The organism is Leisingera sp. NJS204 (genome assembly GCF_004123675.1).
Taxonomy (GTDB): Bacteria; Pseudomonadota; Alphaproteobacteria; order Rhodobacterales; family Rhodobacteraceae; genus Leisingera.
Genome location: NZ_CP035417.1, coordinates 2,630,486 through 2,656,423, shown reverse-complemented (window position 1 = coordinate 2,656,423; position 25,938 = coordinate 2,630,486). Strand labels below are relative to the sequence as shown.

The following is a 25,938-nucleotide window of genomic DNA, read 5'->3' as shown; positions in this document are numbered from 1 at the left end:
GAATGTCCGATGTTGGCAAGCGTTCTAGGCCCGCTGGCGGGCAGGGGCAAGGGGGCAATGGGCACTTGGTGCGGGCTAAAAGACCGGGCCGCGCCCGCTGCTCCCGTCAAACCGCAGGTTTGCCTCCGGCAAAGGGGAGGGCGCGTTCGCAGCCTCTAAGGTTTGGGTGCGGCCCTCCGCCGGGGGCGAAACATTCGCTTGGCGGTGCCCGCCAGCGCGGCTAAGAAAGATGCCCGAGCAGAATTTCAGGAGGCCGCATTGGACACATCCGCCCGCATCAGCCAGACAATCGCCGCAGAAATCGGCGCCGCATCGAAACAGGTGAACGCCGCGGTTTCGCTGCTGGACGAGGGCGCGACGGTGCCCTTTGTCGCGCGCTACCGGAAAGAGGCGACGGGCGGGTTGGATGATACCCAGCTGCGCACCTTGGCGGAGCGGCTGGAATATCTGCGCGAGCTGGAAAAGCGGCGGGCTGCTATCTTCGACACGATCAAGGGGCAGGATAAGCTGACCGAAGATCTGGCGGCCTCAATTGCCAAGGCCGAGACCAAGGCGCAGCTGGAAGACATCTATCTGCCTTACAAGCCCAAGCGGCGCACCAAGGCAATGATTGCGCGCGAAAACGGGCTGGAGCCGCTGGCCGATGCCATTCTGGCAGATCGGAGTGCTGACCCGGAACAGCTGGCCGGCGGGTATGTGACCGGGACGGTGGCAACGGTGAAGGATGCGCTGAACGGGGCGCGGGACATTCTGACCGAGCGTCTGACGGAAAAGGCGCATCTGCTGGGGCGGTTGCGGGAGTTCCTGCAGCGGGAGGCGGTGCTCACAGCCAAGGTGATCGAAGGCAAGGAACAGGAAGGCGCCAAGTTTTCGGACTATTTTGCCCATACCGAGCGCTGGGCGGACGTTCCGTCACACCGGGCACTGGCGATGCTGCGCGGCTCAAATGAAGGCGTGCTGACGCTGGATGTGGGGCCGGAGCCGGAGGAAGGCGCGGCCAGGGCCGAGGCGATGGTCGCAGCGGAGCTGGGCGCGGGCGGCAATGGTCCGGGGGATATCTGGCTGCGCAAGGTGGCAGGCTGGACCTGGCGGGTGAAGCTGAGCCTGTCGATGATGCTGGAACTGATGGGCGATCTGCGGGGACGGGCGCAGGAGGATGCCATTCAGGTGTTTGCACGCAACCTGAAGGACTTGCTGTTTGCGGCGCCAGCCGGTGCGCGGCCGACCCTCGGGTTGGACCCGGGCATCCGCACCGGCGTCAAGGCGGCGGTGGTTGATGCTACGGGCAAACTGGTGGCCACCGAGACGCTGTACCCGTTTCAGCCAAAGAATGATCTGCGCGGCGCGCAGGTATCGATTGTGAAACTGATCGCCGAGCATGGCGTCGAGCTGATCGCCATTGGCAACGGCACTGCCAGCCGCGAGACTGAGCGGATGGTGGCGGAGGTGCTGAACCATCTGCCCGCGAAAGTGAAGGCGCCGACCAAGGTGGTGGTGTCTGAGGCTGGCGCATCGGTCTATTCCGCGTCCGAGCTGGCAGCGCGGGAATTCCCGGATCTGGACGTGAGTTTGCGCGGCGCGGTGTCGATTGCGCGGCGCCTGCAGGACCCGCTGGCGGAACTGGTGAAGATCGAACCCAAAAGCATCGGTGTGGGCCAGTATCAGCACGATGTGGACCAGCACAAACTTTCGAAATCGCTGGAGGCGGTGATCGAGGATGTGGTGAACGGGGTGGGTGTGGATCTCAACATGGCATCGGCGCCGCTGCTGGCGCATGTCTCGGGTCTTGGCCCCGGCTTGGCGGAGGCGATTGTGGCGCACCGCGATGTGAATGGTGCGTTTATGTCCCGTAAGGAGCTGCTGAAGGTGGCGCGGCTGGGCCCCAAGGCGTTTGAGCAATGTGCGGGCTTCCTGCGCATCCGCGATGGCAAGGAACCGCTGGATGCGTCCTCGGTTCACCCCGAGGCCTATGATGTGGCGCGCAGGGTGGTTGCGGCCTGCGGGCGCGACATCCGCCAGATCATGGGCGATGAGACCGCCTTGAAAGGGCTGCGGGCAGAGGATTTTGTCAGCGACAGTTTCGGTCTGCCCACCGTGCGGGACATTTTGCAGGAGCTGGAAAAGCCGGGCCGCGACCCGCGTCCTTCTTTTGTGACGGCGTCCTTCAAAGACGGGGTGGAGCAGATCACCGACCTGAAACCGGGCATGGTGCTTGAAGGCACGGTGACAAATGTGGCAGCCTTTGGCGCCTTTGTGGACATTGGCGTGCATCAGGACGGGCTGGTGCATGTCAGCCAGTTGGCGGACCGTTTTGTGAAGGACCCGCATGAGGTTGTGAAGACCGGCCAGGTGGTCAAGGTGACGGTCACCGAAGTCGATGTGCCGCGCAAACGGATTGGATTGACCATGCGCAAGGATGGCGGTGCTTCGGCCAAGGAGGACCGCAGCGCGCGCGGTCCGTCCAAGGGCGCGGGGCCGCGGCGGGGCGGCATGCCTGCCGGCGCAAAAGGCAAAACCTCTGCCAGCCCCAAGGGCAGCCAAGGCAAGGGGCAGGGCACAGGCGCGCTGGGCGCGGCGCTGATGGATGCCTTCAAGAAAACTTAGCAAAGCGGGGCCATGGCCCCGCTTTTTCCTTGATACCGGCCAGTTACGCCGGGCTGACTTGCAGGCCCCGGCCGGTAAAGGCGATTTGTTGCCCGCCTTCGATCTCTTCGCGGAATTGCCCGGCGATGGCCGCAAGCGCGCCGGCATGGCCACGGGCGGCAAAGCGGCTGACAGAGCGGATGCGGGCGCTGTTGTCAAAGCCTTCGGCGGCATGCGCCCAGACCAGCGGATGCAGTTCCGTCAGGTGATCGCGGATCAGCCAGTTTGCAGCCTCGGCAATCTTCAGCCGAGGCAGGTCGGCTTGCAGGTTTTGCCCCAGACCCTTGCGCAGGGAAACCGTGCAATAGGCGGCCAGCAGGTTGATCATTTCCTGCGCGGGGTTGGCATTGACGATGTCCTTCAGCCCGTCGAGGAAGAGCCGGGAGTCAACACGGGCGCAGGCCTGATCGTCGATGGCAATGGCGTCGAAATAGACCCAAGCGTAGCCGCCGGCCCCCCAGGTTTCAGCGGTGCGCGAGGCGGTGCGGCGGGCCTCCAGTTCGAGGGCCGCATAGGAGCCGGACCGGCGCGGCAGCATATGGGTGCCGAGTGTGCGCATGTGGCGGTGGTTGCCGGGAGCGAGATCGATCAGCGCGGCGAATTCATCGGCCACCCGCAGCGTCCCGGCATTGCGGCCGGCAAACAGTGCGCAGTGTGCGGCTTTCAGGAACGGGCTGTCCTGGCAATCGTTTGCGATTGGATCCAGCAAGGCCGCGGCACGGTCGAAATGGGCGGCGCAGCGGCGCTGGTTCGCCGGCGGGGCTGCAATGGGTCCCTCAGATCCGCGCCAGGCCCAGCCGATGTCGATATGGGCAAGGGCGACCAGCGCTGTCAGATAGGGGTCGTGGCGGTTCTCGGCCCGCAACGCTTCAAACGCCATCAGGCCGCGGATCAATGTGCGGTTGCAGACATCCGGGTTTTCCGTCAGCGCATCTTCGGTTGCGTTCACAACATCAGCCCGGGCACCATAGGCGATGAGGTCGGCCAGCGGCAGTCCGCAGCGTGCGGCGGCGCGGGATTGATCTGCTTCACCGATTTGCCGGGACAGTTCGTCCCAGCGCTCCTGACGGGCCAGAAACTGGCCGCGGTCCTGGGCCTGGATGCAATCCGGATCACCCTGTTCGCGGCTGACCGGGATCGACAGGCTGTCTTCCAGGCGGCGGTTCAGCAGTTCCTCTGCCGGGGCAGGGACCAGGGACGAAACAGGAACAGGAACAGAAGTGGCGGCAGGCTTGGAGCGGTCGGAAACCAGACCTGAAATGCGGGACAGAAAATCCCGTGCCTGTCGTGAGGTTGTGAGCATTTGCGCTTCCTGATGAGTGGCAGCTTATCGTTGCTCCCAATGTCGTCAGGCATTGGGGCGCAAAGATGGCGGCACTGGGGAAGTTAACGCCTCAATGGGAACAATCGCGGGTGGCGGCAGCGGCAATGGCAGCTGATGCGCAAGTTCAAGACCAGCGCCGTCAAAACGCAGTGAAATGATGGCGTTCGGTCCTGATGCCGCGGGCCTGGAATGCGGCGTCCGCTTCGGCGTGCGGCGGGGTGGCCTCTTGCGGCAAGCGGATGCGTTTACCGTTGCGCAGGATCAATGTGGCGCGGACTGAGAAATCCCATCGGGTGTCAAAACGCATGCGGTCGATCTCTCCAAGCTCGGCCTTGCCGGTCAGGCCTCCGGTGAACCATTCCAATTGGTTTCCAGAAAACATGAGGCCTGACAGGGGGTTGCGGATCAGGTCCAGCAGCGCAGGAACAACCGGCAGGGCCAGCAGGATCACCAGCCAAACGGCCGCATCCAGCAAGAGCCACAACACCAGCAGCGCCGCCAGCCAGCCGCCGGTTGCCAGCATTGCCGTGGGAGAGCGGCCCCGGCGCGAGAAGCTGTAATCCGCCGCCGGAGAGCGTGTTTCCGGTGTTTCAGGCATCCAGGATCCGGGTGATCATCTCATTGGTGTCCCGGCTGAGACCCGGCGCGCCGGCAATGCGGCTCATCCGGGCGCGGATCAGCGACTGGCGGCCGGCGTCATAGCGTTTCCAAGTCTGGAAGGCGGCGCACATGCGGGCAGTGGTCTGCGGGTTCAGTTTATCCAATGCAATCAGGTTCTCTGCCAGCAGGGCATAGGCCTCGCCGCTGGCGTGATGGAAGCCCGCGTGGTTGCCCGCCAATGCGCCAAAGACTGCGCGGAAGCGGTTGGGGTTTTTCATGTCGAACAGCGCATGATTGGTCAGGGCGGCTGCGGTGGCTGCGGTTTTCTGTGGCGCCGCGCAGGCGATCTGCAGGGCAAACCACTTGTCCATCACCAGCCGGTCGTCCTGCCACTGATCAAAGAAGGCCTGGGATTGGGCATCGCCTTTTTCAGCCTTCATCAGCGCGGCGAGAGCGGTGTATTGCTGGGTCATGTTATCCGCAGCTGCGTATTGGCGCGCTGCCTGTTCGCCGCCGTCCAGACGGGTGAGCAGCGACAGGATACGGCCGTTCAGGGCGCGTTTGCCTGCGCTATCAGCGTCCGGCGCATAAGGGCCTTCGACTGTGGTGGCGGCATAAAGCCGGGGCAGGCTGGTTTCCAGCTGCTGCGCCAGGGTTTGGGTAAAGGTCTCAGCCGCGTCATAGATTTTCTGCGGATCGGGGGTATAGCCGCGTTCAAACAGGGTCTGGGCGATGTCGGCCTGGCTGGGCGGCGACAGCACCAGGGCGCGGAAGGCAGGGTCCTGATCGTCATCGCGCACCAGTTTTTCCAGCGCATCCAGATAGGCGCCATCGGGCGCGGCACCGTCCAGCACCATCGCCAAGCGGACCTCCTTGGCCAGCGCGTTGCCTGCCTCCCAGCGGTTGAACGGGTCGGTGTCATGGGCCAGCAGGAAGGCGCGTTCGGCATTGGTGGTGTCGCGCTCCAGGATCACCGGGGCGGAAAACTCGCGCAGGATCGAGGGCACCGGTTTGGCAGCGAGGCCGTCGAAGGTGAAGCTTTGCTTGGCTTCCGTCAGCTCCAGCACCTCTGTCGCGCGGACCTCGTCGCCGTTGGGGGACAACAGGCCCACCGCCATCGGGATCACCCGCGGCGCCTTGTCCGGCTGGCCCGGCGTCGGCGGCGTCGATTGTTCAAGCGTCAGGGTATAGGTGCCGTCGGCGTATTCCTCGGACACTTTCACCCGCGGGGTGCCTGCCTGACTGTACCACAGTTTGAATTGCTGCAGGTCGCGGCCGGTGGCGTCCTCGAACACCTGAAGCCAGTCCTCGATGGTACAGGCTTGGCCGTCGTGGCGCTCAAAATAGAGTTTCAGCGCCTTGTAGTAATTCTCATCCCCTACCAGACGCTTGAGCATGCCGATAACCTCGGCGCCTTTCTCATAGACGGTGGCGGTATAGAAGTTGTTGATCTCCTGGAACTCCTCGGGGCGCGGCGGATGGGCCAAGGGGCCGCCGTCCTCGGGGAATTGGCGGGCACGCAGGGTAATCACATCCTCGATCCGTTTGACCGGTTCCGAACGCATGTCGGAGGTAAACTGGGCGTCGCGGAAGACCGTCAAACCTTCCTTCAGGCACAGTTGGAACCAGTCGCGGCAGGTGATGCGGTTCCCGGTCCAGTTGTGAAAATACTCATGCGCGATAATCGCCTCAATACGTTCGAAATTTGCATCTGTGGAGGTTTCCGGGGACGCCAGGACGCAGGAGGAGTTGAAAATGTTCAACCCTTTGTTCTCCATCGCACCCATGTTGAAGTCGTCCACGGCGACGATGTTGAACAGCTCCAGGTCGTATTCGAGGTCATAGACCTCCTCGTCCCATGTCATCGACTTTTTCAGTGCTTCCATGCCAAAGGCGCATTTGCCCTCATCAGGGCCGGGACGGACCCAGATGTTCAGCTCCACCTCTTTGCCGGATTTGGTGGTGAATTGGCCGGGATGGTTGACCAGATCGCCCGCAACCAGAGCAAACAGATAGGCCGGTTTCGGCCAGGGATCGTGCCATTCAGCCCAACCTTCGCCCTGGCCCATGGGGTTGCCGTTCGACAGCATCACCGGCTCGTCGCCTTCAATCCGGACGGTGAAGGTGGACATCACGTCTGGGCGGTCGGGGTAGTAAGTGATCTTGCGGAAACCCTCAGCCTCGCACTGGGTGCAATACATGCGGTTGGACATATAAAGCCCTTCGAGCGCGGTATTGCCGGCCGGGTTGATCTCCACCTCGGCTTCCCAGGTGAAGGGGGCGCCGGGAACGTCGCAACTGAGGCCTTTGTCTGTCACTTCCGGCGCAACTTCCTGGCCATCGATCTTGGCTGAGATCAGCTGGAGGTCTTCGCCGTGCAGGAAGAATGTCTTGTCTGCCGCGTCCGCCTTGGGCGCAAAGCGGATTTTGCTGAGAACCCGGGTGGTTTCCGGCGACAGGCGGAAGGTCAGGTGAACGCTTTCAACGTCGTATCCAAAAGGGGTGTAATCTTTCAGGTAGAAGGTCTGGGGCGTGTCTTTGGCCATTCTCGCTCTCCTCGGCGCTGCGTCCTTTTAAGGTGTAGAGGATAGGCAGGTGACTGCAAGCGGATTGGGGGGCCTGAAGGGCGGTCTGGAAAAATCCGCAGCACTTTCTTGATAATCAAGAAATTGAGTTCGGTTTCAGAGGAAGGCTGTTTTGTTGCCGATCGGAAACTTCTCCCCTAGTTAAGAGACAGCATACAGTGGTGTACCGCCCAAAGGAGCAAGTCATGAGCCGGGTCGAAAAGCAGGGAATTCAGGTCGCGCCGGAGCTGGCGGAATTCATCGAAAAGCAGGCGCTGCCGGGCACCGGGGTTGAGGCCGAGGCGTTCTGGGCGGGCCTGGCGGAGCTGGTGAACGGGTTCGGCCCGGAAAACCGTGCGTTGCTGGCCAAGCGGGAACAGATGCAGGCTGAAATTGATGCCTGGCATATTGCCAACCGGGACAAGCCCCATGACCACGAAGGGTATAAGGCGTTCCTGAGTGAGATCGGCTATCTGCTGCCGGAGGGCGGCGATTTCGAGATTGAGACGCAGAACGTGGACCCGGAGATCGCTTTGGTGCCGGGGCCGCAGCTGGTGGTTCCGATCACCAATGCGCGCTATGCGCTGAACGCGGCCAATGCGCGCTGGGGCAGCCTGTATGACGGGTTTTACGGCACCGATGCGATGGGAACCCCGGCGCCCAAGGGCGGCTATGACAAGGGCCGCGGCGCGCGGGTTGTGGCGCGGGCGCGGGTGTTCCTGGATGAAGCCTTCCCGATTGACGGCGCCAGCCATGCCGATGTGCGCCGCTATTACGTGCAGGACGGCCAGCTGCTGATCGACGACCTGCCGCTGGCGCAGCCGGAGAAATTCGCAGGATACCGCGGCAACCCCAAGGCGCCTGAAGCCGTGCTGCTGCGCAACAACGGGCTGCATGTTGAGCTGGTATTCGACCGCGCCCATGCGATTGGCGCCCGCGATCAGGCGGGGTTGGCGGATGTGCGGCTGGAAAGCGCAATGTCGGCGATCATGGACTGCGAGGACTCGGTCGCCTGCGTTGATGCCGAGGACAAGACACAGGCCTACTCTAATTGGCTGGGCTTGATGCGGGGCGATCTGGAAGCGAAGCTGGACAAGGGTGGCAAGACCATCACCCGCCGTCTGAACCCGGATTTCGGCTTCACTGCGCCGGACGGCTCTGCGATGTCCGTAAAGGGCCGGGCGGTGCTGTGGGTGCGCAATGTCGGCCATCTGATGACCAACCCGGCGGTGCTGGATCAGGACGGCAAGGAGGCTTACGAGGGGCTGCTCGATGCGCTGATCACCGTGATGATTGCCAAGCATGACCTGAAACGCGAGGGCGGCAACTCGGCCCATGGCTCGGTCTATGTGGTGAAGCCCAAGATGCACGGGCCGGACGAAGTCGCCTTTACTGACCGCATTTTCGACAAGGTCGAGGACATCCTGGGCCTGCCGCGCCACACCGTGAAGATCGGCATCATGGACGAAGAGCGCCGCACCTCGGTGAACCTCAAGGAATGCATCCGTGCGGCCAAGCACCGGGTGGCGTTTATCAACACCGGTTTCCTGGACCGAACCGGTGACGAGATCCACACCTCGATGGAGGCAGGCCCGTTCTCCCGCAAGGATTTCATCAAGCGCAAGGGCTGGATCGGTGCCTATGAGAACCTGAATGTGGATATCGGCCTGGAGTGCGGCCTCAGCGGCAAGGCGCAGATCGGCAAAGGCATGTGGGCAATGCCGGACATGATGGCGGCGATGCTCGAGCAGAAGATCGAGCATCCGAAATCCGGCGCCAACTGTGCCTGGGTGCCTAGCCCGACCGCCGCGACCCTGCATGCGCTGCATTACCACAAGGTGGATGTGTTCGCGGTGCAGGAACGGCTTATGGCCGGCGGCCGCCGCGCCCATGTGGACGGCATTCTGGAAATCCCGCTGGCCACTTACCGCAAATGGACGCCGCGCCAGATCGCGCGTGAGGTGGAAAACAATGCGCAGGGCATCCTGGGCTATGTGGTGCGCTGGGTCGATCAGGGGGTGGGATGCTCCAAGGTGCCGGACATCAATGATGTCGGGCTGATGGAGGACCGCGCCACCTGCCGGATTTCCGCCCAGCATATCGCCAACTGGCTGCATCACGGTGTGGTCAGCGAAGAAGAGGTGATGGGCAGCTTGCACAAGATGGCCAAGGTGGTGGATGAGCAGAACCGCGGCGACAACACCTATCGCGCGATGGCGCCGGGGTTCGACACCATCGCCTTCCAGGCGGCCTGCGATCTGGTGTTCCAGGGGCGGGTGCAGCCTTCCGGCTATACCGAGCCGGTTCTGCACGCCCGGCGGCTGGAGCTGAAGGCGCAGCAAGCGTCGAACTGACCGCGGCAAACTGACCGGATGAAACAGTTTCCCTGCAAAATGGGGTAGTCAAAGGGGGCCTTTTGGCCTCCTTTTCTGTTCCGTGACGTCACGCGAACGGAAGGAAAGACACCCATGGCTGAGATTTCACTGGATCAGGCCCGCACAATCATCCGTGCGGCCTTGGGCAAAGGGCATGAGATGGGGCTGAAACCGCTGTCGGTAGTGGTGCTGGATGCGGGCGGCCATGTGCGGGCATTCGAGCGTGAGGACGGCGCCGCACCGGGCCGGTTCCCCATTGCCCATGGCAAGGCCTATGGCTCGGTCATGCTGGGTATGGCCGGCAGCGCGCAGATGGCCCGGGCAGAAGCACAGGCCTATTTCATGGCGGCGGTGAACGGGGTCTATGGCGGCCAAGTGGTGCCGGTGCCGGGCGGGGTGCTGGTACGCGGTGCGGACGGTGCTGTGATCGGCGCGGTTGGTGTGACCGGCGACAGCTCGGACAATGATGCCGTCGCGGCCATGGCCGGTATCGAAGCGGCGGGTTTGCAGGGCGAGATCTGACTTCTCACGGACATTCCGCAGCGTTGTGCGCGCCTGAACAGTCTGTTGCGCCGTGCTCCCCGTTGATGTGGCGCCCGCAGGGGGCTAGGTTCTTCTTTATACAGCACAAGAAGAGCGGAAAATGGCGCGACCCAAAGTTGGCATCATCGGAAATTCCTACCTGATCAACGATCAGTACCCTGTCCACGCGGGCGGAACCATGAACTCCGAGGCGATCGCCGAAGTGGCGGGTTGCATGCCGCTGATGATCCCTTCGGACCCCCGTTTTGTAACGGTTGAGGAACTGCTGGAGAGTTTTGACGGCTTCTTGCTGACAGGCGGCCGCCCGAACGTGCACCCGCATGAATACGGCGAGGCCGAGACCGAAGCGCATGGCGCCTTTGACCGGGCGCGTGATGCGATCACTTTGCCGCTGATCCGCGCCTGTGTTGACCGCGGCCAGCCCTTTCTGGGCATCTGCCGCGGCTTTCAGGAGGTCAACGTGGCGATGGGGGGCACGCTGCACCCGGAGATCCGCGATCTGCCGGGGCGGATGAACCACCGGATGCCGCCGGATGGCACGCTGGAAGAAAAATTTGCCCTGCGCCACACGGTGAAATTCAGCTCCGGCGGAGTGTTTCACCGCTTGTTCGGGGCCGAAGAAGTCATGACCAACACGCTGCACGGGCAAGGGATCAAACGCCCGGGCACCCGCGTGGTGATTGACGGGCAGGCGCCCGATGGCACAGCCGAAGCGGTCTATATCAAGGACGCAGCCGGGTTTACGATGTCTGTGCAGTGGCACCCGGAATGGGATGCGGCCAGCGATCCGGTGTCGCGCCCGCTGTTCGAGGCGTTCGGCGATGCGGTCAGAGCCTGGGCGGCTGGCAAGGCGCAGGCTGGTTTGCAGCGGTCAGCGTAAAAGGTTCGAATATGGCAATCAATGCACGGTTTGAGGCCGCTGGCAGGCCTGTATGCTGCGGAATCAGGCAATTCAGAGCCGGTGATGCAGCGGTGTTGACGGATGTTTTTGCATCCGCTGTTCATGGTATTGCCAGCCGGTTTTATTCTCCTGCGCAAATCCGCGCATGGTGCCCGGAGGCGCCGTCAAGCGAAGCTTTCCTGCGGAAGCTGTCCGATGGCCGCGCAGTCTGGGTGGCGGCGGATGATGCGGATGTGCCGGCGGCTTTCATTGATCTTGAGGCGGACGGCCATATCGACATGCTGTTCTGCCACCCCCGTGCGGCAGGGCAGGGCGTTGCGGCGATGCTCTACGGCAAACTGGAAGAGACTGCGCTGCGTCAGGGGATCGGACTGTTGTATACCGAGGCGAGCGAAGCGGCGCGCGGCTTTTTCGAGCGGATGGGATTTGCCTTGGAAAAACGGTGCGAATTTGAGCGTGGCGGCGTGAAAATTCACAACTACCGGATGGTTAAGATCCTGGACTAGGCGAAGAACCTGCGGCCCGCCCGCGTGGCAGGCCGCAAACTGTTTCAGACCAGTAGATCAAACTCGTGCATCAAAGGCAGGCGACGCGCGCGTTTGCCAGTGAGGTCGAACAGCGCGTTGGCCAGCGCCGGCGCCGCTGGCGGGGTGCCGGGCTCGCCGGCGCCGCCCATATGGGCCTGGGTTTCCAGCACCTGCACCTCTGTTTCGGGCATCGTGTGCATGCGCAGGGCGTCATAGTCGGGGAAGTTGCCCTGTTCGGCGGCGCCATCGGCAAAGGTGATCTCGCCAAAGCAGGCTGCCGACAGCCCGTATGCCATACCGCCGAACATCTGCGCCTTGACGATTTCCGGGTCGATCACCCGGCCCATGTCGCAGGCGATCCAGGCCTTGGCGATGCGGATGCTGCCGTCTTCCTCCGCCACCTCAATTACTTCGGCCACCGGCGTGCCAAAGCTGTAGCACAGGGCAACGCCGCGTCCCACGCCATCGGGTGTTTTGCCGGCCCAGCCTGACATCTCCCTGACCGCCTCCAGCACGCCGGCAGCGGGCGCCCATTCGCGGCGGGCAAGGTCCAGGCGGAATTCCAGCGGATCGGTGCCGGCCGCATGGGCCATCTCATCCATGAAACTTTCGACGAAGAAAGCGTTGAAGCTGTTGCCGACAGAGCGCCAGAAACCAACCGGGATCTGCAGGTCCGAGATATGGCCGGCCATCCGGTAATTCGGGATCGCGTATGGGGAGTTGAAGAACCCCTCGACATGCACCTTGTCCGGGCCTGCGGGGGTGAAATCCGCCAGCCGTTTCATCGCCTGTTCGGTGGGCGAGGCCGCTGCCACTTTGCCGTCCATCAGCACCGCCGTGCCATCCTTTACCGCGCCGCGCATCCGCGCCATGGCGCCGGGGCGGTACATGTCGTGCCGCATGTCTTCCTCGCGGCTCCATGTCAGCTGCACCGGCACGCCAGGCATGTCCTTGGCGATGCGGGTGGCGAACACTGCATAGTCGAACTCGACCCGGCGCCCGAACCCGCCGCCCAGATAGGTGGTGCGGATGTCCACCTGTTCGGCGTCCAGTCCGGCCTCGGCGGCGCATTTTGACTGGGTGAACGTGGGCATCTGGTTGCCGCACCAGACGGTCAGCCTGCCATCCTCCAGCAGGGCAGTGGCATTCATCGGCTCCATTGTGGCATGCGCCAGATAGGGCACCTGGTAGTCTGCCGTCAGTTCAGTTGCGCCTGCGGGCAGCTGATCCGCATCGCCGTCATCGCGCAGCACCGAATTCGGAGCGTCTTCAAAGGCCGATGCAATGCGGGCGAAGATCTGATCTGTTTCCGGAGGATAGGGGGCGTCCTGCCAGTTTACCTCGATGGCATCCACCGCCTGCATGGCGAGCCAAGTATTGCTGGCCACCACTGCGACGCCGGTGCCCATATCAATTACCTTTTCCACACCCGGCATTGCTGCGGCGGCTGCGGCGTCAAAGCCTGCCATACCGCCGCCTTGGCGCGGGTTCATGCGCAATGCGGCAAATTTTATACCCGGCAGCCGCACGTCGATGCCGAATTCGGCGGTGCCGGTGGATTTTTCCGCCATGTCGACGCGGGGCTGGGATTTTCCGATCAGCCGCCATTCATGGCGCGGGCGGAGGTCCGCTTCCACCGGGTCCAGCTTGGCGGCGTCCATTGCGAGCTCGGTGTAGGGGATCTGCGTGCCATCCGGTGCAATCACCGCCCCGTTGGCGGTGGAGAACTGGCTGCGGTTGACGCCGAGCCGGTCCGCTGCCGCCTGTTTCAGTGTCTCGCGGGCTGTTGCACCGGCTTGGCGCATCCGCTTATAGCCGTCCTTCATCGAGGTGGAACCGCCGGTGCCATGCAGGTTCAGCACCTTGCCGAGATGCCCCAGTGCCTCGCCGATGGAATGCTTGAAGGTGCCGCTGTCATAGCCTTTGCCCGGCAGCGCATCCGCCATGAATGCAGAGTTGTAATATGCCTTGGCGGCCGGCCCGTGAAGCACCCGCACCTGATCCAGTTCCACATCCAGCTCTTCCGCGATCAGCGCCGCCCAGCTGGTTTTCACCCCCTGGCCCATTTCGGCACGCGGGGCAAACAGGGTGATGCCGTTCTGATCAATCAGAACAAACGGGTTCAGTGCTGCCTCGCCATCGCCCGGTTGCAGCGGGTTAGGGGCGGGACGGCTGACGTAATAGGCGCCGAAAGCAACGCCGCCGACGACAGCGGCAGAGCCGATGAGGAAGGTCCGGCGGGCGATTTTTGCGATGCTGGCCATGGGATTACGCCTCCTGCATCTGTTTCGCGGCGGAATGGATGGCAGCCCGGATACGCGGATAGGTGCCGCAGCGGCAAAGGTTGCCCTGCATTGCCTCGTCAATATCCGCGTCTGATGGCGCCGGGTTTTCGGCCAATAGGCTGGCCGCCTGCATGATCTGGCCGGACTGGCAATAGCCGCATTGCGCCACCTGATGCTTAACCCAGGCCTGCTGGATTGCCGCCATGGCATCGGGCGTGCCGAGACCTTCGATTGTGGTGACCTCGCCCCAGACATCCGACAGCGCCACTTGGCACGAGCGCACCGCCGCGCCGTCGATATGCACCGTGCAGGCGCCGCAAGCGGCAACACCGCAGCCGAATTTGGTTCCGGTCAGGCCAACCTCATCGCGCAGAACCCACAGGAGGGGCACGTTATCCGGCAGGTCCACTTGATGTTTCTTTCCGTTGATGCGCAGGTCTGTTGGCATGGCGGGGCTCCCTTGCTGTGGTCCTGACAAAGTGTACCAATTATGTCAGAATGTCAATTGACATTTTGCGCTGAGAATGTCAGAAGCAAAAACATGAACATGGCAGGCATTGATCCGAAACAGCAGGTAATCCTGGGCGCCGCATGGGCAGCGTTCTCTACCTATGGGTTCCGCAAGACCTCGATGGATGACATTGCCAAGAGTGCGGGCATGTCGCGGCCGGCGCTGTATTTGCATTTCAGGAACAAAGAGGCGATTTTCCGGGCGCTTGTCGCCGCGTATTATGACAATACTGCGGAGAATGTCCGGGCCGGGCTGGCCTCCGAAGGAACCCTGGCCAAGCGCCTTTTGGCGGCCTTTGAGGGGCAGGGCGGCGAAGCGATTCAGTCGATGATGGCCTCACCGCACGGAATGGAGCTGTTCGAAGTCACTAAGAACGTCTCCGGTAAGGAAATCGAAGAGGGCGAAGCAGCTTTGCGCGGGCTTTATGCCACTTGGCTGCAACAGCAGGCAGAGACCGGGCAGGCGGTGCTGAACGGGCAGGCCGAAGTGATTGCCCGGACCATTTGCGCGTCCCTCAAGGGTATCAAGCAATCCGCCGGGGATTACGCCACCTACCTGGAAGGCGTGCGCCAGCTGGCGGCGCTGTTCGGTGCCGGGCTGACGCCGCGCTGACGGGCGGGCCGGACGAACCGGCCCGCGTGCGCATCAAAGCTCGGTGCGCAGGTGCCACAGCTCGGGGAACAGTTCCACTTCCAGCATCCGTTTCAGATAGCTGACGCCGCCGGTGCCGCCGGTGCCGCGCTTGAAACCGATCACCCGCTCCACCGTGGTCACATGGTTGAAGCGCCAGCGGCGGAAATAATCCTCGAAGTCCACCAGCTTCTCGGCCAGTTCATACAGCTCCCAATGTGTTTCGGTGTCGCGGTAGACTTCAGTCCAGGCGGCTTGCACGGCCTCATGCGGTACATATGCCCCGGCCAGATCCCGGTTCAGCACTTCGTCCGGTAGCGGGAAGCTGCGCGCCAGCGCCTTCAGCGCTACGTCATACAGCGAGGGCTGCGCCAGCTCTGCCTCCAGCAGTGCCAGGATGTCCGGGCGGTGGACGTGCGGGCGCAGCATCGCCGTGTTGCGGTTGCCCAGCATGAATTCGATCTGCCGGTACTGGTGCGACTGGAAGCCGGAGCTTTGGCCCAGCTCGTCCCGGAACGCGGTGTAGTCCGAGGGCGTCATGGTGCGCAGCACGTCCCAGGCAGAGTTCAGCTGCTCAAAAATGCGCGCCACACGGGCCAGCATTTTGAAGGCCTGATGCGCCTTGCCGCCCAGCAGGCGTTCACGGGCGGCGGTCAGTTCGTGAATGGCCAGCCGCATCCACAGTTCCGAGGTCTGGTGCTGAATGATGAACAGCATCTCGTCATGGGTATTGGTCCATGTCTTCTGCGCGTTCAGCAGCATGTCCAGCGACAGGTAATCGCCATAAGACATTCGCCCGTCAAAGGACATCTGCGCTCCGTCGTCGGCGGGATCATAGGGTTTTGTCATCAAAGTCTTCCTTTTCCAAAGTGTATCACGGTTCAGGGAAAGGAAGGGTTTCTCCGGTTCAGGGTGCCGCATTGGGCCAGCCGGCGCCACAGCGCGACCCAGCCCGCCGGGCGGCACAGCGGCAGATGGTATGAGCGGGTGGTTCGCATCAGGTAACCGCGTTGCGCACTTTGTATTCGGCACGGTCCCACAGGGCGTTGTTCATGACATCGGCAATGATCCGGGCCGCTGCGCGCACGTCGTCCTCGTTAATGTAGAGCGGCGTAAAGCCGAAGCGCATAATATCGGGTGCGCGGAAATCGCCGATCACGCCGCGGCCGATCAGCGCCTGCATGGCGGCATAGCCGTAAGTGAATTTGAACGACACCTGGCTGCCGCGGAACTCCGGGTCGCGCGGCGAGGCCAGTTCAAGCTGCGGGCAGGTTTTCTCTACCTCGGTGATGAACAGATCGCACAGTGCGATGGATTTGGCGCGCACGGTTTCCATGTCCGCCATGTCCCAGATATCCATTGCCGCCTCCAGCGCGGTCAGTTGCAGGATCGGCGGAGTACCGACGCGCATCCGGTCGATGCCATTGCCGGGGCGGTAGTCGAGGTCAAAGGCAAAAGGCGCTTCATGCCCCAGCCAGCCGGACAGCGCCGGGCGGACGTGTTCCGCGTGGCGGGGGGCAACATAAATGAAGGCCGGCGCGCCGGGGCCGCCATTGAGGTATTTGTAGCTGCAGCCAACCGCAAAATCGGCGCGGCAACCCGCCAGATCCACGGGAACAGCACCGGCTGAGTGGGCCAGATCCCAGACCGTCAGCACGCCGTTGGCATGGGCCTTTTCGGTAAGCGCTTTCATCTCGTGCTTGCGGCCGGTGCGGTAATCAACCTCGGTGATCATCAGCACCGCGATCTCGTCGGTGATGTTTTCCTCCACCGCTTCCGGGTCCACCACCCGCAGCTCATAGTCCGGCCCCAGCGATTTCAGCAGCCCGCCCGCCATATAGAGATCGGTGGGGAAGTTGCCATTGTCTGACAGCACCACCTTGCGGCCCGGGTTCAGCTCCAGTGCCGAAGCCACCGCCTGATAGACTTTGATCGACAGCGTGTCGCCCATCACCACATGGCCCGGCTCCGCCCCGATCAGCCGCCCGATGCGGTCTCCCAGCGCCTTGGGCTTGTCCATCCAGCCGGCCTTGTTCCAGCCGGTGATCAGCATCCGGCCCCATTCGTCCTGCATCATCGCGCCAACACGGTCCTTGGCGGCACGGGGCAGCGGCCCCAGCGAGTTTCCGTCCAGATAGATCATGCCTTCCGGCAAGTCGAACATCGCCTTGGTCGCTGCAAAATCGGTCATCGTGGCCTCGCGTCAGGTAGGTATTTCAAGCTTAAAGCTTTGCGGTTTGCTATAGTATCCATTGCATTCTGTCCAGAGGCCGGCTGCCTGCGTCAGCCCTGACCGGCGGCAGGCTGGGGATCGGGAATGCCGAGCTCAGCCCGTTTGCGTTTGGACAATCCTGCAGTGACCATCTGGTAGGACAGGGTGATCTGTTCCTGCAGCTCAGCATCTGACAGGCCGGGGGCTTCAAAATGCTGCAACCACTTCATCCCGCGTGATGCCAAATAGGGTGCCGGACGAACGCCGGGACGTTCCTGCAGCACTTCAAAGGCAATTTCTCCTGCTTTGAATGTGAAGGCATCCTTGCCGTCCGCCCAGCCGCAGACCGCAAACAGCTTGCCGCCAGCTTTCCAGACGTCGGAGTTACCCCATTGGACCACATGTTCAGCGGCGGGGAATGTGGCGCAGAATGTGTTGAATTCCTTGCGGTCCATCAGGTCTGCCCTCCTGAAATCTCGATGCACTGGCCATTGATGGATCCCGACCCCGGTCCGCACAACCAAAGCGCCGCAGCGGCGACTTCGCCGGGTTCGATCAACCGCTTGTGGCGGTTGGCGTTGACCATCACGTCCAGCGCCTCCACCGCGCTCATCCCGGCGCGCTGGGCGATTGATGTGATGTTGCGCTCGACAATCGGCGTGTCCACGTATCCGGGGCATAGCGCGTTAAAGGTGAAGGGCGTGCCCAGATAATCCTCGCTCAGCGCGCGGGTGAGGCCGATCATCCCGTGTTTGCTGGCGGAATAGCAGGCGGCGCCTTTCAGCCCCCGCAGCCCGGCGATGGAGGAAACGGTGATGACCCGGCCCCAATCGGTCTGCCGCATCGATTTGAAACATTCGCGGATGGTCAGAAAGGCCCCGTCCAGATTGGTCGCCATCATGTTGCGCCAGAACTCCATCGTTGTCTTGTGCAGCGCAGCGCCCTCGGCAACGCCGGCATTGGCCACGCAGATCTGAATGGGGCCGCGCGCCTCAACCGCGGCGGCAATCCTGGCCGCCACGTCCTCCTCGCTGCGTACATCCATGGCCAGGGGATGCAGGTTCTCCGTTGCGGCTTCTTCCAGAACCTCTTGCCGCCGTCCGGTGATGGTGACGTGTGCTCCCTCCGCTGCCAGCCCTTGGGCGATGGCCAGCCCGATCCCGGTGCCGCCGCCGGTCACCAGCGCGTGTTTGCCTGTCAATGTCATGAACGTCCGGCCTCCCTGTTTTGGGGCACAGCCTATCCGGGCAGAGCGCTCAGGCAAGCCCGCCGTGCCGTCACGCCGCATGGGTCTGGCGTTTACAGTTATATTCACATGTGTGAATGTTGCGGCAAACGTTCAGGGAGATACCAATGAAAGCCTTTGCCGCCGCTGCCTGCGCAGCCCTGCTGATGCCCATTGCCGCGCAGGCAAGCGAAGACATTGCCGACCAATACCCCCAGTCCGAACTCTACTCCAAACCGGTGGAGGTCATCCCGCATGTGTTCTCCGCCATCGGCGCCACGGCCCCGCCGACCTATGAGAATGCAGGCCACAACAACAACCTGTCCTTCATCGTGACCGGCGAAGGAGTGGTGGTGGTGAATGCCGGTGCCTCGGACGCGCTGGCCAAGGCGCTGCATCAGGAAATCAGGCAAGTGACCGATCAGCCCGTGGTGCTGGTGATCAATGAAAACGGCCAGGGCCATGCCATGCTGGGCAATGGCTATTGGCGCGACCAGGGCGTGGATGTACTGGCCCATGCCGAGGCAATTGCAGAAACGCAGGAAAACAGCGATATGATCCTGCAGCGCATGCGCGGCTACAACAAGGACCGGGCCGGCGATACGCGGGTGGAACATGCCAACCTGTCCTTTGACGACCGCTATGAGCTTAGCCTTGGGGGGGTGGAAATTCAGGTTCTGCACCTGGGCCCGGCGCATGATCCCGGCGACATCCAGGTCTGGATTCCCGCGTGGAACCTGATGATCGCCGGCGACATCGCCTTTCATGAACGGATGCTGCCGGTCTTTCCGCACACCTGCACCAAATGCTGGGTTGAGACCTGGCAGGACAAGCTGGAACCGCTCAACCCCGCCTATGTCATCCCGGGCCATGGCCACCCGACCAATTTGCCGCAGCTGCGCCGCTATACCTTTGACTATCTGGTGGACCTGCGGGCCAAGGTCGGCGCCCATATCGAGGACGGCGGAGACCTCGCCAGCGCCTACTATGTGGATCAGGAGCAATGGAAGGGGTTGGACACATTCGAGGAACTGGCTACCAAAAACGCAGGCCGGGTGTTCGAGGAAATGGAATGGGAATAAGCCCCTCCGCTTCAGTACACATAAATATACGTAGGCTTTCGGGCGAAACTATGCAGGATCATGCCGCAAGCCGGAACAGATTCGTCGTTTCTGCAGCATCGGGGGCAATTTGTCCTTTTCTGATAGTCCCGCCCGAACAGGTCTGGACGAGCAAGCCGGATAAGGAAAGATTGCCCGAAATGCATATGATTTCAGGACATATTCTGCAAGTGAGCAGGGCGTGATGCGGTGGCTGGATGTGCCGCCCGTCTGGCTGGCAGGCTTTGTTCTGACGGCCTGGCTGCAGCCGGTTCATGCCGCATTCGGGCTTTCTTTCGGGGGGGCATGGGCCGGGTTCCTGGGTGGTATTCTGCTGGGTGGCGGCCTCTTGCTGGCTCTGCTCGCCATAACCGAGATGCGGCGGCAAAAAACCACGGTCATTCCGCACCAGACACCCAGCCGGCTGGTGCAGTCAGGGATCTTCAGCCGCAGCCGCAACCCGATCTATTTGGGCGATGTTCTGATCCTCGCGGGCCTTGTGCTGTGGTTTGACGCAGTGCTGGCGCTGCCGTTGATCCCCATCTTCCTGTGGCTACTGGAAAAGCGGTTTGTCATTCCCGAAGAAGACAGGCTGCGGCGGACCTTCCGGGCGGACTGGGCCCGCTATGAGAAAAAGGTGCGCCGCTGGATCTGATCGGAACGCGGCATTGCAGCATGACTTTGCGGCAATGCAGCAAAATCCTTGCGCAACAATCTTGCGCATAGTAAAGGAAATCATTGTGATCCGTACCTAGGCATTGCTGGCACGGGCAAGACGAGGGGGACCCATAAGGTGAAAATAGGGACACCAAAAGAAACATTTGCGGGCGAGAACCGGGTCGGCATGACGCCGGACTCTGCCAAGCAGTTGCAGAAACTCGGCTATGATTGCGCGATCGAAGCCGGGGCCGGTGCGGCTGCAGGTTTTTCTGACGCAGTTTATGAAGCGGCGGGCGTCGAGATCATCAAGACACCGGCAGCGTTGTGGAAAGCATCCGATATCATCGCCAAGGTGCGGCAGCCGGATGCGACCGAGCTGAAGCGGCTGACCAAGGGCAAGACGCTGATCTCCTTCTTCAACCCGGCGGGCAATGAAGAGGGCATGGAGCTGGCCAAGTCCAAGGGCGCCAATGTGATCGCCATGGAAATGGTGCCGCGGATCAGCCGCGCGCAGAAGATGGATGCGCTGAGCTCAATGGCCAATATCGCGGGCTATCGCGCGGTGATCGAGGCGGGCAACAACTTCGGCCGCTTCTTCACCGGTCAGATCACCGCGGCGGGCAAGGTGCCCCCGGCCAAGGTTCTGGTGGTTGGCGCCGGTGTTGCCGGCCTGGCGGCCATCGGCACCTCAACCTCGCTTGGCGCGATCACCCTGGCGTTTGACGTGCGCCCGGAAGTGGCCGAGCAGGTCGAGAGCATGGGCGCCGAATTTGTCTATCTCGACTTTGAGGAAGCCCAGCAGGACGGCGCCGCCACCGGCGGCTATGCCTCGGTCTCCTCGCCGGAATTCCGCGAAGCGCAGCTGGCCAAGTTCCGCGAGCTGGCGCCTGAGGTGGACATCGTCATCACCACCGCGCTGATCCCCAACCGCGAAGCACCTGAGCTGTGGACCGAGGATATGGTCGCGGCGATGAAGCCCGGCTCGGTCATTGTCGACCTGGCAGCGGAGAAGGGCGGCAACTGCAAGCTGACGGTGGCGGACGACAAGATCGTCACAGACAATGGCGTCACCATCATTGGCTATACCGATTTCCCCAGCCGGATGGCGGCGCAGGCCTCGACGCTTTATGCCACCAACATCCGCCATATGATGACGGATCTGACTCCGGAAAAAGACGGCCAGGTCAATCACGACATGGAGGACGACGTGATCCGCGGCGCCACCGTGGCCTTTGCGGGTGAGATCACCTTCCCGCCGCCGCCGCCCAAAGTGCAGGCAATTGCCGCCAAGCCCAAGGAAACCGTGCCGGAGCTGACACCGGAAGAAAAACGCGCCCAGGAGGTTGCGGCCTTCACGGCGCAGACCAAAAGCCAGGTGACTTTGCTGGCAGGCGGCGGCGCGCTCTTGCTGCTGGTCGGGCTGTTCGCTCCGGTCAGCTTCATGCAGCATTTCATCGTCTTTGCGCTGGCCTGCTTTGTGGGCTTCCAGGTGATCTGGGGCGTGGCGCACAGCTTGCACACACCGCTGATGGCGGTGACCAACGCGATCTCCTCGATCATCATCCTCGGCGCCTTGATGCAGATCGGCTCAGGCAGCTGGCTGGTGATCCTCTTGGCGGCGCTTTCGGTCTTCATGGCCGGGATCAACATCTTCGGCGGCTTCCTCGTCACCCGGCGCATGCTTGCCATGTTCCAGAAATCTTAAAGCGAGGCAGGTACAATGGATTACGGTTTCACCACCGCCGCCTATGTTGTTGCGGCAGTTCTTTTCATCCTGTCCTTGGGCGGCCTGTCCAACCAGGAAAGCGCCAAACGCGCGGTCTGGTACGGCATTGCCGGCATGGGGCTGGCGGTTTTTGCCACGATCATCGGCCCCGGCTCAGGCCTGTGGCTGTTGTCGCTGCTGCTGATCGCCGGCGGCGGCCTCATCGGCACCTATGTCGCCAAGAAGGTCCAGATGACCGAGATGCCGCAGCTGGTGGCAGCGATGCATTCGCTGGTCGGCCTGGCCGCGGTGTTTGTGGGCTTTATCGCCCATTTCGAGATCGGCAATGTGGCGGCGGCGGTTGCTGCAGGCAGCACCGAAGAGCTCGGCACCTTTGCCAAGCTGATCGCCAAAAAGACCCCGGCGGAAATCGCCTTTTTGCGGGTTGAGCTGTTCCTGGGCATCTTCATCGGGGCGATCACCTTCACCGGCTCGGTTGTCGCCTTTGGCAAGCTGGCGGGCAAGCTCACCTCGGCGGCCACCAAATTGCCGGGCGGCCATATGCTGAACGCCGGCGCCGCAGGCCTCTCCTTCCTCAGCCTGATCTGGTACTTCAACACGGGCGGCTTCTTCCCGCTGTTCCTGATGACCCTGGCGGCGCTGTTCATCGGCTACCACCTGATCATGGGCATCGGCGGCGCCGACATGCCGGTGGTGGTGTCGATGCTGAACAGCTACTCGGGCTGGGCCGCGGCGGCGATCGGCTTCAGCCTCGGCAATGATCTCCTGATCGTGGTCGGCGCGCTGGTCGGCTCTTCGGGTGCGATCCTCTCCTACATCATGTGCAAGGCGATGAACCGCTCCTTCGTGTCGGTGATCCTGGGCGGCTTCGGCGGCACTGCGGGCCCGGCGATGGAAATCGACGGCGAGCAGATCGCCATCGATGCCGACGGTGTGGCGACGGCGCTGGACGAGGCCGACTCTGTGGTGATCATCCCCGGCTACGGCATGGCGGTGGCGCAGGCGCAGCAGAACGTGGCCGAACTGACCCGCCGTCTGCGCGCCAAAGGGAAGACCGTGCGCTTTGCCATCCACCCGGTCGCAGGCCGCCTGCCGGGGCACATGAACGTGCTGCTGGCGGAAGCGAAAGTGCCTTACGACATCGTGCTGGAAATGGACGAGATCAACGAGGACTTCCCGGATACCGACGTGGCCATCGTCATCGGCTCCAACGACATCGTCAACCCGGCCGCCCAGGAGGACCCCAACTCCCCCATCGCCGGCATGCCGGTGCTGGAATGCTGGAAGGCGAAACAGGTGTTTGTCTCCAAACGCGGCCAGGGCACTGGCTATTCCGGTATCGAGAACCCGCTGTTCTTCAAGGAAAACACCCGCATGTTCTACGGCGACGCAAAGGCAAGCCTCGATAATCTGCTGACCATGATCAGCTAAGAGAACAGATAACCTGTAAAAGGCGCTCCAACCGGGGCGCCTTTTTTCTGCGCTGCTTCTTTCTGGTCCAAAATACTCCGGGGGAAGCCGCAGGCTGGGGGCAGAGCCCCTTTGGATGGCCTCTGTATACCGTGGCATCCACATAACATATTGAAATACCAGTTTTCTTTACATGCATTTCCTCAGGCTTTATGGTCCGCGGCATTGCCCGGGAGACCCCAATGCGCCTGATCCAGGATCACCCTTTACGTTATCAGCTCACCAATGAGCTGCACGCGCGGCCCTTTCCCGCGATGTCCAGCCCCTGCACAGTGGTTTACCTGGCGGTAAAACAGCCGCAGGAAGCCGAACATCGCGACAGGCAACAGGATGTCCAGCATCTGACGGACCTTCTGGACCGCCATGGCGCAGCGCATCCGCAGCCGGGGGCAACGCATCACACGGCGCAAATCGGGCGGCACATGATCAAATGGGAGCAGCACACGGAATTCGTCAGCTACACGGTCTACCGGGACGGCGTCAGCACACGTGCCTTTGATCCGGCGGATTTCGATGTCTTCCCCGAGGACTGGCTGGCACAGGCGCCGGGGCAGCGGATCACCTCTGCGCTGATCCGGGTGGTGCCGCGCACGGCTCCGGCCAGGCTGAAGGCTACCCTGCACGACTGGTTTGTGCCGGAAAGCGTGGCGGTGTCGCCGGTACTGGATGACAGCGCCGTGGTCGCCGGGGACTTTCGCATTGACCCCGCCGGGCACATGCGGTTTGCCGTGCTGCCGGGTGCGGGGACCGGAAGCCAGCGCATCGGCCGGATTGTGCAGCGGCTGTGCGAGATCGAGACCTACCGGGCTATGGCGATGCTGGGCTTTTCCCGCGCCCGCGGCCTGACACCAACCATCAGTGCGCTGGACACGCATCTCAGCGAGATGATGGTGGAGATGACCAGCGGCACCGTGCCTGCCGAACAAACGCTGTCGCAGCTGCTGACAGTATCGGCGGAGCTGGAGGCAATGGCAGCCCGCTCTGCCTTCCGCTTTGGCGCAACGGGTGCTTACGAAGCTTTGGTCAATCAGCGCGTCAGCCTGCTGCGCGAAGGCCGCCACGAAGGATTTCAGACGCTGGCGGAATTCATGCTGCGGCGGTTTGAGCCGGCCATGCGCACGGTGAAATCGGCGGAAAAACGGCTGGAGGCGCTGGCGGGCAGGGCGCGCCGGGCAGGCGAGCTGCTGCGGACCCGGGTGGATGTGGAACGGTCTGCGCAGAATCAGGCGCTGCTTGCCAGTATGGACCGCCGCGCCGATCTTGCACTGCGTCTGCAGCACACGGTCGAGGGGCTGTCAGTGGTGGCAGTCAGCTATTATGCGGTCTCGTTGGTGTCCGACTTCTTCCTGCCGCTGGCCGAACGTTACGGGCTGAATAAAAAGCTGCTGATGGCGGCGGTCACTCTGCCGGTTGTCGGGCTGGTGTGGCTGGGGATCCAGCGGATTCGGAAGAAGCTGCATTAAGCAGGGCATTCATGCCGATGCCGCCAAGCGCGATAAAGGCCAGCGCCAGCACAGCAGCGATGCTTAGCGTCGGGATGCCGGCCAGCCCCGCACCCACAGTGCAACCGCCTGCCAAAACGCCGCCGGTTCCCATCAGCACGGCGCCGGTCAGATAGCGGCCTGTTTGGCGCGGGCTTTCAAAGCTTTGCCATTGGAAGCTGCCGCTCAGCAGTGAAGCCGCCAGGGCGCCCAGCAGCACACCGCCGATCAGCCCCGGTCCAAAGCCTGCAGGAATGGAGCTGGAGGCGATAACAAAGAACAATGTGTCCGCAGCCGGAGAGGTGAACGACAGGCTCTCCATTGCGATCGGGTCGAATTCGTCAAACAGCACAAAGCCGGTGCCAACCCAGGCCAGGGGCACCAGCAAGCCGATCAAGGCGCCGCCGCCCAGTGTCAGCAGGCGGTTTCCCGAACGCAGCGCAACAGCCAGCGCGGCAGCGGCGATCAATGCGCTCCACAACAGCGCTCCACCGGGCAGGGCGGCCAGCGAAACCTGCTCCCCCAAGGGCAGCGTCACGGAACCAAGCGCGGTTCGAAGCGGCGCCAGAACGCCCTTGAGCGTGGTATGGGCCGTAACAGCGAAGACTGCGATCACCAGCAGTGCCCGCAGATTGCCGCTGCCTGCCAGAACCACCAGCCGCGACGCGCATCCGCGGGTCAGGATCATGCCGCCTCCGAACATCAGCCCGCCTGCGGCGATTGCCAGCAGCGGCAGATCTCCGGTTAGCAACCGGTGGTCCGCAAAACTGATCCAGCCCTGCGCCACGGCAGCTTGCGTGCCAAGGACCGCAACCGCCAAAGCCATCGCCCAGACACCAGCAGCCCGGCGCCGGTCGTCCCCTGCAAGCGCACGGCGGAAGCAGAAACGGGTCAACTGCGCCAGCGCGCCGAACAGCACGCCGATGGCCAATGCGAACAAGACGGAAATCTCCCGTGCTGTGGTGTCTTCAAAACCGAATGTTTCGAACATTGCGCTCTCCTGCTGTGGATTCGGAACGTTTTCCCGAAATGGCGGGTATTCACTGCATAGGCAAGCGGTGCTGGGCATGCTCGCGGTGTCAGGTCGGGACGCTTTTCCCAATTTATGCGGTTCGGGGGAAAATCGGATTTCAAGAAACCGCGGCCAGCAAAACAAACTGG

The 25,938-nt window shown here is 62.6% G+C and carries 21 protein-coding genes; 11 read left to right on the top strand and 10 right to left on the bottom strand.

Going from position 1 to position 25,938, the window contains the following annotated elements:
• Positions 1-258 precede the first annotated feature (258 nt).
• Positions 259-2,604 (top strand): Tex family protein, encoded by a 2,346-nt coding sequence (locus tag ETW24_RS13055; protein WP_129371451.1) that lies wholly within the window; start codon positions 259-261, stop codon positions 2,602-2,604.
• A 43-nt stretch (positions 2,605-2,647) separates the two neighbouring features.
• Here ETW24_RS13055 and ETW24_RS13050 read toward each other — a convergent pair whose 3' ends face one another.
• The 3 genes from ETW24_RS13050 to pepN form a co-directional block, all read right to left on the bottom strand.
• Positions 2,648-3,946 (bottom strand): hypothetical protein, encoded by a 1,299-nt coding sequence (locus ETW24_RS13050; protein ID WP_129371450.1) that lies wholly within the window; start codon positions 3,944-3,946, stop codon positions 2,648-2,650.
• A 160-nt stretch (positions 3,947-4,106) separates the two neighbouring features.
• The gene (locus tag ETW24_RS13045) at positions 4,107-4,565 is read right to left on the bottom strand and encodes a hypothetical protein (RefSeq protein WP_129371449.1); all 459 of its coding nucleotides are present in this window, start codon (positions 4,563-4,565) and stop codon (positions 4,107-4,109) included.
• A complete protein-coding gene (gene pepN, locus ETW24_RS13040; protein WP_129371448.1) occupies positions 4,558-7,113 on the bottom strand; it encodes an aminopeptidase N in 2,556 nt (851 codons plus the stop codon). Before pepN ends, ETW24_RS13045 begins: the two co-directional genes overlap by 8 nt.
• 224 nt (positions 7,114-7,337) lie before the next feature.
• Between pepN and ETW24_RS13035 the strand changes: the two genes are divergently transcribed.
• The 4 genes from ETW24_RS13035 to ETW24_RS13020 all read left to right on the top strand — a co-directional run bounded on the left by ETW24_RS13035 (position 7,338) and on the right by ETW24_RS13020 (position 11,456).
• Positions 7,338-9,485 carry a malate synthase G gene (locus tag ETW24_RS13035; RefSeq protein ID WP_129371447.1) on the top strand — a complete coding sequence of 716 codons (2,148 nt, stop codon included), beginning with the start codon at positions 7,338-7,340 and terminating at the stop codon, positions 9,483-9,485.
• A 114-nt stretch (positions 9,486-9,599) separates the two neighbouring features.
• On the top strand, positions 9,600-10,028 hold the full coding sequence (locus tag ETW24_RS13030) for a GlcG/HbpS family heme-binding protein (protein WP_129371446.1): 429 nt from the start codon (positions 9,600-9,602) through the stop codon (positions 10,026-10,028).
• Between the two features lie 121 nt (positions 10,029-10,149).
• On the top strand, positions 10,150-10,929 hold the full coding sequence (locus ETW24_RS13025) for a gamma-glutamyl-gamma-aminobutyrate hydrolase family protein (RefSeq protein WP_129371445.1): 780 nt from the start codon (positions 10,150-10,152) through the stop codon (positions 10,927-10,929).
• A 92-nt stretch (positions 10,930-11,021) separates the two neighbouring features.
• Positions 11,022-11,456: a GNAT family N-acetyltransferase gene (locus ETW24_RS13020; protein WP_254695163.1), complete on the top strand. Its 435-nt coding sequence runs from the start codon at positions 11,022-11,024 to the stop codon at positions 11,454-11,456.
• 44 nt (positions 11,457-11,500) lie between these two features.
• Here the strand turns inward: ETW24_RS13020 and ETW24_RS13015 are convergent, their stop codons facing one another.
• The gene (locus tag ETW24_RS13015) at positions 11,501-13,741 is read right to left on the bottom strand and encodes a xanthine dehydrogenase family protein molybdopterin-binding subunit (protein ID WP_129371443.1); all 2,241 of its coding nucleotides are present in this window, start codon (positions 13,739-13,741) and stop codon (positions 11,501-11,503) included.
• Positions 13,742-13,745: 4 nt separating this feature from the next.
• Positions 13,746-14,210, bottom strand: a complete 465-nt coding sequence (locus ETW24_RS13010; protein WP_129371442.1) for a (2Fe-2S)-binding protein — start codon at positions 14,208-14,210, stop codon at positions 13,746-13,748.
• A 93-nt stretch (positions 14,211-14,303) separates the two neighbouring features.
• Here ETW24_RS13010 and ETW24_RS13005 point away from each other — a divergent pair, with 93 nt between their 5' ends.
• A complete protein-coding gene (locus ETW24_RS13005) occupies positions 14,304-14,885 on the top strand; it encodes a TetR/AcrR family transcriptional regulator (protein ID WP_129371441.1) in 582 nt (193 codons plus the stop codon).
• 33 nt (positions 14,886-14,918) lie between these two features.
• On the opposite strand, the gene kynA is transcribed toward ETW24_RS13005, so the two are convergent.
• From kynA to ETW24_RS12985, 4 genes are all read right to left on the bottom strand, one after another.
• Positions 14,919-15,752 carry a tryptophan 2,3-dioxygenase gene (kynA, locus tag ETW24_RS13000; RefSeq protein ID WP_129371440.1) on the bottom strand — a complete coding sequence of 278 codons (834 nt, stop codon included), beginning with the start codon at positions 15,750-15,752 and terminating at the stop codon, positions 14,919-14,921.
• A gap of 148 nt (positions 15,753-15,900) precedes the next feature.
• Positions 15,901-17,094, bottom strand: coding sequence for a kynureninase (gene kynU / locus ETW24_RS12995; RefSeq protein WP_129371439.1), 1,194 nt, complete (start codon positions 17,092-17,094; stop codon positions 15,901-15,903).
• A 92-nt stretch (positions 17,095-17,186) separates the two neighbouring features.
• A complete protein-coding gene (locus ETW24_RS12990; protein WP_129371438.1) occupies positions 17,187-17,570 on the bottom strand; it encodes an MmcQ/YjbR family DNA-binding protein in 384 nt (127 codons plus the stop codon).
• Positions 17,570-18,322 (bottom strand): SDR family NAD(P)-dependent oxidoreductase, encoded by a 753-nt coding sequence (locus tag ETW24_RS12985; protein ID WP_129371437.1) that lies wholly within the window; start codon positions 18,320-18,322, stop codon positions 17,570-17,572. Before ETW24_RS12985 ends, ETW24_RS12990 begins: the two co-directional genes overlap by 1 nt.
• A 146-nt stretch (positions 18,323-18,468) precedes the next feature.
• On the opposite strand from ETW24_RS12985, the gene ETW24_RS12980 reads away from it, so the two are divergent.
• The 5 genes from ETW24_RS12980 to ETW24_RS12960 all read left to right on the top strand — a co-directional run bounded on the left by ETW24_RS12980 (position 18,469) and on the right by ETW24_RS12960 (position 24,759).
• Positions 18,469-19,422: an MBL fold metallo-hydrolase gene (locus ETW24_RS12980; RefSeq protein WP_129371436.1), complete on the top strand. Its 954-nt coding sequence runs from the start codon at positions 18,469-18,471 to the stop codon at positions 19,420-19,422.
• Positions 19,423-19,645: 223 nt separating this feature from the next.
• Complete coding sequence (locus ETW24_RS12975) at positions 19,646-20,095, top strand: methyltransferase family protein (RefSeq protein ID WP_129371435.1); 450 nt, start codon at positions 19,646-19,648, stop codon at positions 20,093-20,095.
• A gap of 138 nt (positions 20,096-20,233) precedes the next feature.
• Entirely contained in the window at positions 20,234-21,805 is a 1,572-nt protein-coding gene (locus ETW24_RS12970; RefSeq protein ID WP_129371434.1) for a Re/Si-specific NAD(P)(+) transhydrogenase subunit alpha, read from the top strand.
• Positions 21,806-21,820: 15 nt separating this feature from the next.
• On the top strand, positions 21,821-23,257 hold the full coding sequence (locus tag ETW24_RS12965) for an NAD(P)(+) transhydrogenase (Re/Si-specific) subunit beta (RefSeq protein WP_129371433.1): 1,437 nt from the start codon (positions 21,821-21,823) through the stop codon (positions 23,255-23,257).
• Between the two features lie 221 nt (positions 23,258-23,478).
• Complete coding sequence (locus ETW24_RS12960) at positions 23,479-24,759, top strand: DUF3422 family protein (protein WP_129371432.1); 1,281 nt, start codon at positions 23,479-23,481, stop codon at positions 24,757-24,759.
• Here ETW24_RS12960 and ETW24_RS12955 read toward each other — a convergent pair.
• A complete protein-coding gene (locus ETW24_RS12955) occupies positions 24,695-25,768 on the bottom strand; it encodes a YeeE/YedE family protein (protein WP_129371431.1) in 1,074 nt (357 codons plus the stop codon). The genes ETW24_RS12960 and ETW24_RS12955 overlap by 65 nt on opposite strands.
• Between the last annotated feature and the right edge of the window lie 170 nt (positions 25,769-25,938).